15 protein-coding genes are annotated in these 15,636 nt (G+C 40.3%); 4 read left to right on the forward strand and 11 right to left on the reverse strand.

The window, feature by feature from the left end:
* Nucleotides 1-30: 30 nt before the first annotated feature.
* Nucleotides 31-888 carry a dihydropteroate synthase gene (gene folP / locus LY11_RS20490; RefSeq protein WP_111635533.1) on the reverse strand — a complete coding sequence of 286 codons (858 nt, stop codon included), beginning with the start codon at nucleotides 886-888 and terminating at the stop codon, nucleotides 31-33.
* A 126-nt stretch (nucleotides 889-1,014) separates the two neighbouring features.
* On the opposite strand from folP, the gene LY11_RS20495 reads away from it, so the two are divergent.
* Genes LY11_RS20495 through LY11_RS20510 form a run of 4 tightly spaced genes read left to right on the forward strand, consistent with a single transcriptional unit; the run spans nucleotide 1,015 to nucleotide 4,309 of the window.
* Nucleotides 1,015-1,557 carry a DUF1599 domain-containing protein gene (locus LY11_RS20495; RefSeq protein WP_111635499.1) on the forward strand — a complete coding sequence of 181 codons (543 nt, stop codon included), beginning with the start codon at nucleotides 1,015-1,017 and terminating at the stop codon, nucleotides 1,555-1,557.
* A gap of 30 nt (nucleotides 1,558-1,587) precedes the next feature.
* Nucleotides 1,588-2,739 (forward strand): BT_3928 family protein, encoded by a 1,152-nt coding sequence (locus LY11_RS20500; protein WP_111635500.1) that lies wholly within the window; start codon nucleotides 1,588-1,590, stop codon nucleotides 2,737-2,739.
* A 5-nt stretch (nucleotides 2,740-2,744) separates the two neighbouring features.
* Nucleotides 2,745-3,803, forward strand: a complete 1,059-nt coding sequence (locus LY11_RS20505; protein ID WP_111635501.1) for an ABC transporter permease — start codon at nucleotides 2,745-2,747, stop codon at nucleotides 3,801-3,803.
* Nucleotides 3,803-4,309, forward strand: coding sequence for a shikimate kinase (locus tag LY11_RS20510; protein ID WP_111635502.1), 507 nt, complete (start codon nucleotides 3,803-3,805; stop codon nucleotides 4,307-4,309). The genes LY11_RS20505 and LY11_RS20510 overlap by 1 nt, the downstream gene beginning before the upstream one ends.
* Here LY11_RS20510 and LY11_RS20515 read toward each other — a convergent pair.
* The 10 genes from LY11_RS20515 to LY11_RS20560 form a co-directional block, all read right to left on the reverse strand.
* A complete protein-coding gene (locus LY11_RS20515; protein WP_111635503.1) occupies nucleotides 4,306-4,704 on the reverse strand; it encodes an acyl-CoA thioesterase in 399 nt (132 codons plus the stop codon). The genes LY11_RS20510 and LY11_RS20515 overlap by 4 nt on opposite strands.
* A 66-nt stretch (nucleotides 4,705-4,770) precedes the next feature.
* Nucleotides 4,771-5,580, reverse strand: a complete 810-nt coding sequence (locus LY11_RS20520; protein ID WP_111635504.1) for a tRNA pseudouridine synthase A — start codon at nucleotides 5,578-5,580, stop codon at nucleotides 4,771-4,773.
* Nucleotides 5,581-5,584: 4 nt separating this feature from the next.
* Entirely contained in the window at nucleotides 5,585-7,489 is a 1,905-nt protein-coding gene (locus LY11_RS20525) for a beta-N-acetylhexosaminidase (RefSeq protein WP_111635505.1), read from the reverse strand.
* A gap of 156 nt (nucleotides 7,490-7,645) precedes the next feature.
* The gene (dacB, locus tag LY11_RS20530) at nucleotides 7,646-9,043 is read right to left on the reverse strand and encodes a D-alanyl-D-alanine carboxypeptidase/D-alanyl-D-alanine endopeptidase (protein ID WP_111635506.1); all 1,398 of its coding nucleotides are present in this window, start codon (nucleotides 9,041-9,043) and stop codon (nucleotides 7,646-7,648) included.
* Nucleotides 9,044-9,162: 119 nt separating this feature from the next.
* The gene (locus tag LY11_RS20535) at nucleotides 9,163-10,155 is read right to left on the reverse strand and encodes an aspartate-semialdehyde dehydrogenase (RefSeq protein WP_111635507.1); all 993 of its coding nucleotides are present in this window, start codon (nucleotides 10,153-10,155) and stop codon (nucleotides 9,163-9,165) included.
* Nucleotides 10,156-10,353: 198 nt separating this feature from the next.
* Entirely contained in the window at nucleotides 10,354-11,226 is an 873-nt protein-coding gene (locus LY11_RS20540; protein WP_111635508.1) for a sugar phosphate isomerase/epimerase family protein, read from the reverse strand.
* A 10-nt stretch (nucleotides 11,227-11,236) separates the two neighbouring features.
* Nucleotides 11,237-12,157: a hydroxypyruvate isomerase family protein gene (locus LY11_RS20545; protein ID WP_111635509.1), complete on the reverse strand. Its 921-nt coding sequence runs from the start codon at nucleotides 12,155-12,157 to the stop codon at nucleotides 11,237-11,239.
* 2 nt (nucleotides 12,158-12,159) lie between these two features.
* Entirely contained in the window at nucleotides 12,160-13,407 is a 1,248-nt protein-coding gene (locus tag LY11_RS20550; RefSeq protein WP_111635534.1) for a nucleoside permease, read from the reverse strand.
* A 44-nt stretch (nucleotides 13,408-13,451) separates the two neighbouring features.
* The gene (locus LY11_RS20555) at nucleotides 13,452-14,144 is read right to left on the reverse strand and encodes a 3-keto-disaccharide hydrolase (protein ID WP_111635535.1); all 693 of its coding nucleotides are present in this window, start codon (nucleotides 14,142-14,144) and stop codon (nucleotides 13,452-13,454) included.
* Nucleotides 14,145-14,166: 22 nt separating this feature from the next.
* Entirely contained in the window at nucleotides 14,167-15,624 is a 1,458-nt protein-coding gene (locus LY11_RS20560; RefSeq protein WP_111635510.1) for a Gfo/Idh/MocA family protein, read from the reverse strand.
* Nucleotides 15,625-15,636: the final 12 nt, after the last annotated feature.

Here is a 15,636-nt window from a genome sequence, read left to right on the forward strand (position 1 = left end):
ATCTGTTTGAATTTAGATCCTGTTTAAGTTTTAAGCTTGCTGCATCTTTTCGACAATGGTGATACATTCCACTGCAGCCTTTACATCATGTACACGTAAAATTGCTGCACCTTTTTGTAACGCAATTGTATTTAATACCGTGGTTCCGTTCAATGCTTCCCCGGCCGTAGTGCCTAATAATTTATAAATCATAGACTTTCTTGAAATCCCAACCAATACCGGTAAACCGAATACATCCAGGTTTTCCAGCTGATTCATTAACTGGTAATTGTGTGTCGTGTTTTTAGCAAAGCCAAAACCAGGGTCCAGGATAATATCTTTAACGCCTAAAGCTTTTAATGCGCTCACTTTTTCAGCCAGATAAGCTACGACTTCAAGTCCTATGTTTTTATAAACAGGTTTTTGCTGCATGGTCTGGGGCGTGCCCTGCATGTGCATCAGGATATAAGGCACATTTAAAGCTGCAACAGTCTCAAACATCAGTTCATCAAGGTTTCCTCCTGAAATATCATTCACCACATGTGCTCCGGCTTCAATACTTTCCCTGGCAACTTTAGCTCGGAAAGTATCAATAGATAACCTGGCTTCCGGAAATCTTTTACTGATCGCGGTTACCACCGGGATCATTCTTTGGAGTTCCTCGTCTGTACTGACTTCGGCTGCTCCCGGACGGGAAGAATAAGCCCCGATGTCAATAAAAGCAGCGCCTTCTTCAAGGCAGGTTTCTGCTCTTTCCAGTGCCGCATCTATCGATCCCATTCTGCTGTTGCTATAGAAAGAATCGGGGGTTAAATTCAGTATACCCATCACACAGGGACGGCTTAAATCTACCAGTTCACCTTTTACGTTAAGTGTTATTTTTCGGTTTAAAAACGTATCTTTAGCCATCATTCTGTACAAAAATACAGTATTAAAATAGCTTTAAACTAAGAAGCTGTTTAAATTTATCTGATAAATTTAAACGATTTCTAAGAGCCGTTTAAAATTTATCAGACTCTAAATATTTTAATTGTTTTGGCAACAAATACCTCACAAGAATTCGACTCAGTAATTGCGGTTTGTAAATCGCTTTTTTTAAAGAAAACTAAAGACTACGGAACAGCATGGCGCATTCTGCGTTTGTCTTCTATCACCGATCAGCTGTTCATCAAGGCGCAGCGTATCCGCACACTGGAAGAAAAGAAAGTTTCTAAAGTTGGAGAGGGGATTATTCCTGAATATATCGGTATTATTAATTACTGTGTGATTGCGATGATGCAAAGTGAAATGACAGCGGATGATCCGAATGAACTGGAGCTTGCAAAAGTGGAAGCCCTGTTTGATCAAAAAGTAAAAGAAACCAAAGATTTGATGCTGGCCAAAAATCACGATTACGGTGAGGCCTGGAGAGATATGAGAATCAGCTCACTGACCGATCTGATCCTGATGAAAGTATTCAGGGTGAAACAAATTGAAGATAACCTTGGAGAAACTGTAGCCTCAGAAGGCGTGGTTGCCAATTATCAGGACATGCTGAACTATGCAGTTTTTGCACTGATCAGAATGGATGTGAAATAATATCAATACATAAAAATAGCTGTAAAAAAGATGAACAAAGCCGCGCTGAATTTTTCAAGAATATTTGTAGGGATACTTTTTATTTTCTCAGGTCTGATCAAGGCCAACGACCCGCTGGGATTCGGATATAAGCTGGAAGAGTACTTTGATGTATTTCATATTTCTTTCTTTAGTCCTTATGCTACCGGGATAGCCATATTTCTTTGTGTGCTTGAAATTGTATTGGGTGCATTATTGTTATTTGGTTTCTGGAGTAAGAAAGTAGCTACAGGCCTGCTTGGGATTATCATCTTTTTTACTTTTCTGACCTTTGTCTCTGCTGCTTTTAAAGTAGTGACTTCTTGCGGCTGTTTTGGGGATGCTATTCCTTTAACACCATGGCAGTCTTTTTCAAAAGATCTGGTCTTATTAGTACTGATCGTATACCTGTTTATCAACCGCAACAAGATTTTACCGCTTACCACAAACCCAGGTCAGCAAAAGATTGGCCTGATCGCTGTAGTTTCCCTTTCTGTAATCTTCAGTATCTATACTTATACCTACCTTCCTGTACTCGACTTTTTACCTTATAAAAAAGGGGCCAGCTTACCAGAGGCGATGAAAATTCCTGCTGGAGCAGAACCGGATCTGTATCTGATTATGTATAAGCTGAAAAATAAAGCGACCGGAGAAACCAAAGAAATGAGTGATAAAGATTATCTGAAAACAGAAATCTGGAAAGACAATAACTGGGAAATTGTAGGTCAGCCGGTACAAAAACTGATTAAGAAAGGTTATGAAGCTAAAATCAAGGATCTGGTGATCAGTGATGCTTCAGGAACCGATTATACCAAAGAACTGATAGAAAATCCATATTATAATATTCTGATTGTTGCCTATAACCTGAACCATACAGATGAAGAGGCTATCGGGAAATTGAATGCCATGACTTTGGATCTGACCGAACAGTTCAATATCCGCACAGTTTTACTGACTTCTAACTCTGCTCAGGATGCTGCGGTATTCAGTAAAGAACATAAACTGTTCGCAGAAGTATTTTATGCGGATGCTGTTCCTTTAAAAAGTATGGTGAGAGCTAACCCGGGTATTGTATTAATGAAAAACGGGGTTGTAATCAATAAATGGAGTTACCAGTCTCTGCCTTCACTGGAAAAATTAAAAGCCACTTATTTCAATAAGTAAATCAGATGTGGTTTTACGCGCTCAGGAAATTTGGCTATGGGCTCGCTGTGATGGCGGGTGTGGTCGTAGTTGTATTTGTCCTGTTCAATATCCTGCCGGGCGACCCGGCAAGGATGACGCTCGGACAGCGAGCTGATGTACAGTCTTTAGAAGCGGTACGTAAAGAATTCGGACTGGACCGTTCCAGACCAATGCAGTTTGTGCTGTTTCTCAACGACCTGTCGCCTGTTGGTTTTCATGAAGATAACAAGCAGACACAGGAAAAGTATCATTATATCCGTTTGATTAGTTATTCTTCCGATGTTATTGCCTTGAAATGGCCTTATCTAAGGCGATCTTATCAAACTAAGCGGGAAGTATCAACAATCTTATCAGAAACTGTCCCTAACACCTTTGTATTAGCTGCAACGGCTATGTTGTTTGCTACACTCTTAGGTGTTTTGCTGGGTGTGCTGTCAGCAGTGCACCAAAACACATGGATTGACCATGCTGTTAATGCTTTTGCAATCATGGGGTTATCAGCGCCTTCATTTTTTGCGGGTATTATTATCGCCTGGTTTTTCGGTTTCGTACTTGGTCCGTATACGGGATTGAATATGTCCGGGAGTTTATATAGTTATGATCCTTTCAAGGGAGAAGTTCTGACGCTGAAAAACCTGGTATTACCAGTGCTTACACTTGGACTTCGCCCGCTGGCAATTATTGTTCAGCTCACCAGAACAACTATGCTTGATATACTGGCACAGGATTATATCCGCACTGCACGCGCAAAAGGACTGGGACGTAATGCGATCATTTATAAACATGCTTTGAAGAATGCAATGAATCCTGTGATCACTGCGATTTCCGGCTGGTTTGCTTCTTTACTTGCTGGTTCTTTTTTTGTAGAATATATTTTCGGTTATAATGGGCTGGGAAGGGCTACGGTCAGAGCTTTGGAAATGTCTGATTTCCCTGTAGTGATGGGATCGATCCTTTTTATTGCACTGGTATTCGTAGTAATTAATATTTTTGTAGACGTGTTGTACGTCCTTGTTGACCCAAGGGTAAAATTGAATAATTAATGAAGATATTTCTGATTGGTTTTATGGGATGCGGCAAGAGTACGCTGGGAAGAAAATTAGCGACTAAACTGGGTTATGATCTGATTGATCTGGATCACCAGATTGAGAAAAATACAGGACTCGCTGTAGGTGAATATTTTTCAACTCATGGCGAGGAAGCCTTCCGTAAATTGGAAAGTGAAACCCTTCAGACTTTTGACTACCCTAAAAACTGTGTCATTGCAACAGGAGGGGGCACACCGTGTTTCTTTGATAATATAGAGTGGATGAATACCAACGGTACTACGATCTATATTGACATGCCGCCAGCAGCACTCGCTAAACGCCTGGAAAGTGGCATAGCCAAACGTCCGCTGCTGCGTAACCTGAATGCTGAAGGCGTGCTGGAATTTATTGAAAGTAAGCTGGCCGAACGTGAGCCATTCTACGCTAAAGCATCATTGGTGATGAGTGGGATCAGCTTAACCGCCGACGACATCCGCGCAGAAATCCTGGCCCGGAACTAATTATCTTCGGCAGCGAACTGCTCTTCTATAAATTTGATCTCTTTTCTGCCGTGTGCGACAGGATTACCATATTCATCAACGTTTACAAAGACCATTTTATCAATTGTTAAAATGCTTTTCCTGGTGATCTTGTTGCGTACCTCACAGCGCATCGTCAAAGAAGTATGACCAAAAGCGATTGCAGTAATCCCCATTTCAATAATATCTCCCTGTTTTGCAGAGCTTACGAAGTTGATTTCTGAAATATATTTGGTAACAACTCTTGGATTGCCTAGCTGAACAATAGCATAAATGGCTGCTTCTTCATCTATCCATCTTAACAAACTACCTCCAAATAAGCTTCCGTTAGGATTTAAGTCTTCGGGTTTGATCCATTTTCTGGTGTGGAAATTCATAATATTTAAATTTCCACAAAAATAAGAGTTTCTTAATGCCCGAATCTCACCTGAGCGTAAATAATATTACAGTGCTTTCCAGTTCGTATCCGCGTGTTTTTGAAGCACGGCAGAGAAATCTACTCTTGGAGGCAGGTTCAGATAGGGATAAGTTACTTTAGAAAGGTACAGTCCCTGGGGATGTGCAGGAGTAATCAGCGCAGGGGTTTGTCTGCTGATCAGATGGCTTTCAAATTCATCCACACTGAGCGTTCCCTGACCAATTTTTAAAAGCTGGCCCATAATAATGCGGATCATCTTTCCTAAAAAACGGTTAGAAGAGATCTGGAACCTCATTTTCTCCCCCTTCTCATCCACCATTAAACTGGCAGACCTCACATAACATAAAGTATGCTCATATTTATCCGGGCTCGTACAAAAGGCACGGTAATCTTTGTATAACGGCAATAAAGCTACTGCTGCTTTCATTTGATCCCATTGCAGATTCTCCAGCAGGTAATAAGAACTCAGTCCGTTTAAAAAAGGGTCTTTATACGTATGCAGGAAATAATCATAGGCACGCTGTACGGCATCAAACCGGGCATGGGGCAGACCCTCCATCGGTATGACATCATAAACAGCAATGTTCAGGGGGAGTAGTTTATTGAGCCTGAAGATCAGATCAAAATCCCAGGACTGCTCAATGTCCATATGAAAAAAGAACTGGCTGGCATGAACCTGTGCATCTGTTCTGCCGCATCCGTTAATGAAAACGGGGACCTTAAAAATCTGGGTCAGTGCGTTTTCTATCACGCCCTGAATATTCAATACATTGAGCTGCTTTTGCCAGCCATTGTATTGTAAACCATTATAACTGATGTGTACGAAATATCTCAACCGCTTATCTTTTTCCTGCTCTTTTATTTAAATCATCAACAGAGATCGTTAATAATCTGCCGATCGCCTGTTTACCCCTGTAAGTAATGACACGCATTTGATTTGCATCTTTAGGGATGACTACTTTTTCTGTATATTTTGGATAAAATCTATCTGGAGTAGAGTTGTCGAAACTGTAATAAATATCCAGACCGTCAATTTCGGTCGTCAGTTCAACCATCACCTGTCTGTCGGCAGTTCTGCTTGCTTTGATGACCGGATCGTAAATTGCTGGTGAATATTTAGTTTCAGCAACGTCCATTCTGTGGAAGTGCTGTTCTACTTTACTGGCAAAATTAGTCCAGTTTTTCTTCTCTTTCGGCGACCATACCGATTCTGCAATGGCATAACCTCTTGGCCAGGTCATATATTCAGCCTGACGGATGTTATAGACTTGTTCTGCCCATAAATTACCTTGTCCTCCTTTAATGTATTTAGGATCTGCTCCGGCCGGGACAGGGTCAAATTCATAAGCTTTGCCTAAACGGACTGAGTTGTAGACTTTGGACTCAGAGGTAACGTCGCCTTGCATCAAATCGAGATAATTTGTTCCCTGAGGGCTCATGACTACTTCACGTTTGGCACGTGAAGCCTCTATACCGAATTTCGGGCTTCTCCAGCTCATGATTGCTGCACTTGTTGGAATGTCATTCTCCATGATTTCGTCCCAGCCCATAAATTTCTTGCCTTTGGACTCTACGATTTTCTGAACTCTCTTTTCGAAATATCCTTGTACCTGGTGTATGTCTTTTAAGCCTTCTCTTGCCATTAACGCTTTAATCGCATCACTTTTCTGCCAGTAATTTATCGGAGCTTCATCGCCACCCATATGAATGTATTCAAAAGGAAATAAGGCAGCTACTTGTGTAATCACGGTATCCAGAAAAGCATAAACTTTTTCATTGGCCGGGCATAAAGTATTATCTACCAGTGCAATTGGAGGAGCCCCTTTTGACCAGTCCATAATACGTTCTCCTGAACGCACACGGTAAGTTTCAGCGCCCGGTGTACAGGAGAGCTCCGGATAAGAAACAACTGCAGCCAAACTGTGTCCGGGAACATCAATCTCCGGTAAAATATCTACAAACCGGTCTTTGGCATATTTAATCAGTTCTCTGACATCGTCCTGCGTATAAAAACCACCATAAGTACGGGGTTCATCAGCTCCTGGGGTACTAAAAGTACCGAAATCACCTACTTTTTTAACATTCCATGCGCCTACTTCAGTTAATTTTGGTAAACCTTTAATCTCCAGTCTCCAGCCTTCATCATCGGTGAGGTGAAGATGAAGCAGGTTAAACTTATAGCGGACCATTGCATCAATATATTGCTTCACTTCTTGTTTGGTGAAAAAGTGACGGGCTACATCGAACATTAGTCCTCTCCAGGCCACGCGTGGGTAATCTGTAACTTCTACACATGGGATTTTCCAGGTTACGCCTTCAACCAGCTCCTTAGATTCTATTTCTTTGGGGAAGAGCTGTAATAAACTTTGAACACCATAAAACAGTCCTGCAGGCTGATTCGCTTTAATCACGATCATGGTTGGCGTTACCGAAAGCTGATAACCTTCATTGCCTAAAGCAGCATCTGGTCTTGGATTAAGTACTAACCTGATTGTTCCTGTGGCCTGTGTATGGGCAAATTCAGCGATAAACTTACCTGTTGGTACGGATAGTTTTTCCTTCAGGTAATCTACTACGAGTTTCATTTCCGGAGTAGCTAAAACAACTACTTTATCTGGTAAAGTGAAAGAACCATTGGTTTTTAACAAAGATACCGGCTCAGGAATTATGGAGAATTCAGGTGGTCTGCTGGTAAAATTAGTATTGCTATCTATAACTGAAGAAGTAAAAGTTCCGGTTCCCATTTGTTGACTATATGTGCTTGTGTAAAAAAGAAGGCAGCATATAAAAGGTAAGAATTTATTCATAAAATGAAGAGTGGCTTGTGCTTGTGAAATTGGTAAAAGGTTGCAATTTAACAATTTGTGGATAAATACGGAGTTTCTGTGGAGAAATTATTACTATTTAAGAGCATCCAGCACTTTGAATAGTTTGCTGTTGATTCCAGTGCCGGAATAGTTGTTAATATTGATCACAATCACGTATTTATTGCCATTATCGGCTGTATAATAGCCTGCAAATGCAGAAACATCGTTAATCGTACCACTTTTTAATTTCATTCCGTTGTATTCTGGTAAAGATTTATAAAAATCAGGAAACCAGTTTTCCTGCTGAACCTGGAAAAGTATGTTAGCCATGGCCGAAGTGGTTACCCTGGTAGCTGGTGAAAGTCCGCTGCCATCAATAATATTCATGGCATTTTTATCAAAGCCTTTAGCTGCCCAGAATTTAATCTCTGCGGCCGCGCCATTGCTTGTTGTAGGGGTTACACCAGATTTCCAGGCTATAGTCCTTAAAAGATGTTCTGCATATAAATTGATACTTTTTTTATTTAACCAGTAAACAATCTCAGGCAAAGCAGGAGAAGTTATCGTACTCAGATTTTGCTTGATTGCTGGTAAAGGTAATTTAGCAGCGGAAAGCTGACGGCTTGTTACCGGCACTTCAGTAACCTGGATGCCTGCCTTGGCTAAAGTATCCTTCAGCCGGAATGCCGCTTCGTAAGCCGGATCAGGCAATGCTGCTGCAATACCTTGTTTTTGTATATCTGTTGCCCATGTGCCTCTCAGGTAAGCTATATTTGATAAGGGTGGGAGATAAGCATAAGCATGATCTCCGCTGCCTGCAGTTCCTGGTTTTAATTCGTTAACAATACTCAGATAGGGCATTTCTGGTACGGTTCTAAGGACGGAAACCGGATTTCCCGCACGGAGTTTAATATCAAACTGATTTTCCCTCCAGCTTAAGGCCGACGTACCTGCGCCATAATAATTGCCAAGGTCCTGCCATATCCAGCCGTCAGGAATAGATTGAGTACCCCAAAGACCATCGTCACCTATCACTTTACCTTCAACTTTTTTAATTCCTGCTGCTTTGATCACTGAAACCCACTGGGCTAACACAACACTTTCTTTACTGGTTGCATAACGGGGAGAACCCAGGGTAGGATCGCCGCCGCCCACAATAATCAAATCTCCTTTTAGGGTGCCATCAGCGCTGATGCTGCCACTGTATCCTAAGGTTGTTTGATAGTGGAAGTCTTTTCCTAAAATAGAAAATGCAGTTGCTGAGGTAATTGTTTTTAACGTAGAGGCTGTGGCAAGGCCGATGTTCTCATTCCTGGCATACAGTTGTTTTCCTGTTTTAGCATCTAACACACAAATTGAAGTGACCGCATATTTTGCTTGCTTATCTTCAGCCAGTATATTGAAAGATTGTGTTAGTTTTTGTACAGGGCTCTGCGCAAAAGAAAAACTTTGCGAAAGCACAAACAGGCATACTATTGATTTTTTTAACATCTGTATCGGATAATTCTACTGCAAATAACGGGAAAGCAAAAGACTAATAACTAAAAAATGTGGTGTTATTCCAGCATTTTGCCAGATTAACACCACATCCTGTATCTTTAAAGAACAGCTTAGATCAGTTCTTTTCTCAGTAAAAACTCAGCAATCTGCACTGTATTAGTTGCAGCACCTTTACGCAGGTTATCGGCAACAATCCATAGATTTAAAGTGTTTGGCAAAGATTCGTCTCTTCTGATACGACCTACAAAAACCTCATCTTTTTCATGTGCATCTTTCGGCATTGGGTATTTAAGATTTGCAATGTCATCTACTACGATAATGCCTTCTGTTTTCTCTAAAATTGATCTTACTTCAGCTACATCAAAATCACTTTCAAACTCTATGTTTACAGATTCTGAGTGACCACCCATTACAGGGATTCTCACCGTTGTTGCGGTAACGCGGATGCTATCATCGCCCATAATTTTACGGGTTTCTTTAATCATCTTCATTTCTTCTTTGGTATATCCGTTTTCTTCGAATACATCAATCTGAGGAATAACGTTTAAGTCGATCTGGTGCGGATAAGCCATCGGTCCATCTAAAATACCTTTACGCTCATTCATCATTTGCTCCACAGCTTTAACACCAGTTCCGGTAACAGACTGGTAAGTCGAAACAACTACACGTTTAATTTTGTATTTATCATGTAATGGTTTTAAAGCCACCACCATTTGTATCGTTGAACAGTTCGGGTTAGCAATGATTTTATCATCAATTGATAATTCATAACCATTCACCTCAGGTACAATCAGTTTCTTAGAAGGGTCCATGCGCCATGCAGATGAATTGTCAATCACTGTTGTTCCTGCTTCTGCGAATAAAGGAGCGTATTTTAAGGAAGTACTGCCACCTGCAGAGAATAAAGCCACATCAGGTTTCATTGCAATTGCTGTTTCCATGTTAACGACCTTGAACTTCTTACCCTTAAATGTGATTTCTTTACCAACACTCTTCTCAGATGCAACCGGAATTAATTCGGTCAACGGGAAATTACGCTCTTCTAGTACTTTTAACATAACAGTGCCTACTAAACCAGTAGCACCTACAACTGCAATCTTCATTATTATAATTTTATTTAAAGTTTATTAATGATAATATATCATATTTCAAATATGGGAAAAAACTTCGCTTTTTCCTTAGAATCTGTTTAAATAGTTTCTTAAAACTATCTCTTTCTTAAGCATTTTACGAATTTCAGGAAACCTTACTGCACAAAAAAGGCGGGCTTATTTTTTAAGCCCGCCTTTTAAATACATTATTTATAAGATTGACTTTTTAATATAATTTGCGCTTTGCTTAATACTCACGTAAGGATCAATACTGAAATTCTCCTGCTCCACGATCAGGTGTTTCAATCCTGCAAGTTTAGCTCCTTTATAAATCTCTTTGAAGTCGATTTTTCCAGATCCCACTTCCGTGTTAATCGTGTTGTCAACTTTGTCCATATCTTTCACATGCCACATTGGGAAACGTCCCGGGTGATCAGTAAATAATTTGACAGGATCATTACCAGATCTTACCACCCAGTATAAGTCCATTTCAAACTTAACCGCTTTCGGATCTGTTTCTTTTAACAGGATGTCATAACCAGTTGTTTCCCCGTATTTTACAAATTCAAAGTTATGGTTATGGTAACCAAGACCTAGTCCACTCGCTTTACAAATCGCTGAAGCTTCATTTAACCTTGCTGCAACTTTTTTCCAGTCATCTTCTGTTTTGCGTAGATTATCTCCTAAATAAGGAACTACAATATAGCTGCTGCCAATGATATTTGCGGCCTCGATATAGCTTTTAAGCTCATCTGAATTACCAGTGCCAATGAACTTATCCATTCCATAATGCCCGCTCGGTGCAGTTAACCCATTATTTGATAGTAAAGTTTTAAAAGCTTTAGGATCTAAACCCCAGTACTTATCTTTTAAGGAATAGCCAAAAGTTTCCACTTCTTTATAGCCAGCTTTTGCAACTTTGGCAATGGTACCATTTACATCAGTTGGTAATTGTGCTCTTAGTGAATATAGCTGTAAACCAACCACTTTAGCCGGGGCAGCAGCAAAAGTTAGTGAAGGCAATACCACGGCACCTGCCGCAGCTAAACCCGCCTGTTTGATGAAATTTCTTCTTGAGTTCATAATTAAATCTTTATAAGTCACAAATTTTAATCGCGTTTCTTAAGGACTGAAGTTTATCTTTCTGTTTAGGAATAAATTCCTGTGCGATGTATCCTTTAAAACCTGTTGCCAGGATAGCTTTAATGATTGCAGGATAGAAAAGCTCCTGTGTATCATCTATTTCATTTCTACCGGGTACACCAGCAGTATGGTAATGCGCAATATATGGATGATAAGTCCTGATATTATGAATAACATCACCTTCATCAACCTGCATATGGTAAATATCATATAATAGTTTGAAGTTTTCCGAACCCAGTCTTTTTGCTAGTTCAGCACCCCATGCAGTATGATCACATTGATAATCTTTATGATCAATTTTACTATTTAATAATTCCATCACCAGTACCACATTGTGTTGTTCAGCAAGCTTAATCACCTGCTTTAATCCTTCAACACAATTATTCCAGCCTTCTTCATCAGTTTTGCCTCTGCGGCTTCCGCTAAAACAAATCAGGTTCTTATACCCGGCTTCCGCTACTAAAGGAATCATCTTTGTATAATTCTCTATCAATTTCGGGTGAAAGGTTTTATCATTCCAGCCATCGGTCAGGTTAATCTCTGCACCATTACACATCGAGGAATATAACCCGTGTTTCTTCAGCACCGGCCATTCAGCAGGGCCCACAAGGTCTATTGCTTTCAACCCCATTCCTTTTACAGCAATACAAAACTCGTCCAGTTCTATGTCACTAAAACACCAGCGGCAAACGGAATGTTTCACATTTCCCTTTAAAGGAGCCTTCCTGTCTGAAAGAGCATCACTTTTTAAAGGAGTATCACTTAATCCGCGTTCCGCAGCATAAGATGGCATCGCAGAAGACAGGCCCAAAATTGCTGAACCTGTAATCATTGTTTTCAGTGCATTCCTGCGGCTTTGCCCGGTTCCCATCTTTAAACTTCGTTAAATTGGGTGTCCACCGCTCTCTTACGCTTTTCATTGAAGAAAACAGTGAAAAGTAAGAATACAACCAATGCAATTCCTGCAGGGATGATCCAAACCATTTTCCAGTCTACAGCGCCATCAACTAACTTATAGCTGTCGGTAATCATACCTGCAACTTTAAAGCCAATCAGCATCCCTACACCGTAAGTAGCCAAAGTAATCAGACCCTGAGCAGCACTTTTATATTTTTCTCCAGCTCTTGAATTCGTGTAAATCTGTCCTGATACAAAGAAGAAGTCATAACATACACCATGTAAAGCGATACCGATAATCAGCATAAAGCTTAATTCACCAGCATTACCATAAGCGAATAAAGCATAACGGACTGCCCATGCAATCATACCGACCAGAATGGTTGTTTTAAAACCAAATCTTTTGAAGAATACCGGGATCATTAATAAAAACAGGGCTTCAGAAACTTGTCCGATTGCCATTTTTCCGGTTGGCCCTTCCACACCAATATTAGATAAGAAAAGGTTTGCATTCTGATAATAAAATGCCAGCGGAATACAAATCAAGATAGCAGATACGAAGAAGACTGCGAAGTTTTTATCTTTTAATAACTTCAAAGCATCCAGGCCTAAAATATCTGAAATCTTAATTTTTTCTCCTTTAGCAACTTTTGGTGGTGTTTTTGGCAGTGCAAAACTGAACAAACCTAAAACCAGAGAGGCTATTCCAGCCATTGCGAAAGTATTTTTTAACAGACCTGATTCCATACCAGCTTTTGAATCCCATAAGAATAAGTAACTGATACATAATCCGGCAACAATCCATCCGATAGTACCCCAGAATCTGATGTTTGAAAACTCTTTTTCAGCATCTTTCATCTGATTAAATGATACCGAATTCACTAAAGCCAGGGTAGGCATGAACAGGATCATATAACCTAAAACATAAGGATAGAATACATTTACATCCGTTGCTGTATACATCTGGTACATTAATACCGCTCCGATCAGATGCAGGACACCGAGAATTTTCTCTGCATTAAAGAATCTGTCGGCAATCAATCCGATAATAAAAGGGGCAATAATCGCTCCCCAGGACTGCGTAGAGAATACAGCGGCTGAGTCCGAACCTGTAGCGTGCAGGTTTTTTTCTAAGAAAGTACCCAGCGTAACAAACCATGAGCCCCAGATAAAGAACTCCAGGAACATCATCGTTGATAATTTAATACGGGTATTGATATTCATCATATAGTTTAAAGATTTTTAAGGTGTATCAGAATTTAACAAGCTTACAGTTCTTTGATCATAATATTACGGAACCAAACTTCGTCTCCGTGATCCTGTAATGCAATCTTTCCTTTTGTAAAAGTTCCAAAACCTTCCCATTTAGCAAACTTGCTTCCTGCGATCAGTGCTTTCCAGTTCTCATCAAACTGAGTAGTTGAAACTGTTTTTACGCCATTCAGGATAAATTCTAATTTACCTTTATTACTGATAATTTCGGCAGTATTCCATTGTCCAACTGGTTTAACAGGCTCAGAGCTGCTTTTTACCAGGTCGTACAAATCACCTGCACGATGTTTAATAATTTTTCCATCAGGGTGTCCATCATTGTCAATTACTTGCATTTCAGGGCCTGTACTGTAAGTTTGGTTATATTTTTCTGGATTCTCATTGATGTGGAAAAGAACACCGCTATTAGATTTAGGAGCTACTTTCCAGTCAATTTTTAAATGGAAGTTTGCATATTCTTTATCCGTTACCAGGTCACCATCATCTTTTTGTTTAGACTTAGGATCAAGATGTATCGCCCCATTTTCAACTTTCCATCCTTTTCCGACAGAAGTTTTTCCATAGCTATGCCATCCTTTTGTTGTTTTTCCATCAAATAGAGAAGTAAACCCTTTTTTTGAACTCTGTGCTTGTGCATTAAAGCCAATCATTGTAAATACCAGTATCGCTGAAATCGCGTAAGTCTTCATATAAGTTTTTTTTAAGATAAAATTAAGCACCCAGTGTCCATCCTTTGCGGTATTCGCGTTTGACATACTGGTTTACATCATCAAAATTGGTAACTTTCATATTGTTATTATCCCATAACAGTTTGATGTTTCTGCCAGGATAAGAGATTTTTCCATTCGCATCTTTGCGTTGTACATCATTGGCTCTGATAGCAAGGTTAGCCATTAATAAAGCTTCAGTAAGCGGACCTGCAATTTCGAACGGAGAACTCAGTTCTTTTTTGCCATGACCAGCAATACAAGCCTCAACCCATTGTGCATAATGACCTTCTGCACCATTCGGTACACGGGCAAATTTCTCAGGAACTTTAATGTCTTTATTACGGCTCAATGGTAAAAGACGAGGATTAGCACTATAGGTTTCACTCATCATCTTTCCTTTTGTTCCGATAAATAACGTTCCGTTACCACCATCACCAAATACTTCATTTGCTTCCAGTTCTTCCGGACGTGTTGGTTGTATACCACCATCCATCCAGTGTACGGTAACATCACCCTGAGTCTTGGCAGTTTTAGGGAATTTTAAAGTTACATGACTTGAAGGAGGGCAGCTATCCGGGAAATAACCACGTTTAAATTCATCTACATAAACAGAACCAACACTGGCTTCTACCTCAGATGCGTATTTTAAACCCAGCATACTAAAAGGAGCTTCCAGTAAATGGCAACCCATATCTCCTAATGCGCCTGTTCCATAATCCCACCAGCCTCTCCAGTTAAAAGGAACAAGCTTTTCTACGTAGTCTTTGTAAGGAGCACTATTCAGCCATAAATCCCAATCCAGGTTTTTAGGAATATCTGCTTTGTTTGCAGACCATGGAATACCCTGTGGCCATACCGGACGATCGGTCCAGGCATAAACAGTATGTACATCGCCAATAAGACCTGCATCATACCATTCTTTCATTTGACGGGGGCCATCATTTGACGCACCCTGATTACCCATTTGAGTAACCACTTTATATTTTTTTGCCGCTTCAGTTAACTTTCGGGCTTCATAAATATCATGAGTCAGTGGTTTTTGAACATAAACATGTTTACCCAGCTGCATGGCAGCAAGAGCAATCATGGCATGACTATGATCTGGTGTGGAAACACTGACCGCATCAAAGTTTTTATGCTCTTTGTCCAGCAACTCGCGCCAATCTTTGTAAAACTTAGCTTTAGGAAAGTTCTTAACCGATCCTGCAGCTCTGTTTGTATCTACATCACATAGAAATCCGATATCTGCTTTTCCACTTTTAGCGAAGTTTGCAATATCTGAACCACCTTTTCCACCAGCACCAACCCCCGCTACTATTAATCTGTCACTCGGTGCTATAAATCCATTACCGCCCAGTACATGACGGGGAACAATCATAAATGAAGCTGCGGCTATTGCTGTTGTTTTAAGAAACGAACGCCTGTTAGACGCGTCTATCTCTTCGTTGGTTTTTTTCATCAGATTATATTG

The sequence above is a fragment of the Pedobacter cryoconitis genome (assembly GCF_003259615.1).
GTDB classification, from domain to species: domain Bacteria; phylum Bacteroidota; class Bacteroidia; order Sphingobacteriales; family Sphingobacteriaceae; genus Pedobacter; species Pedobacter cryoconitis.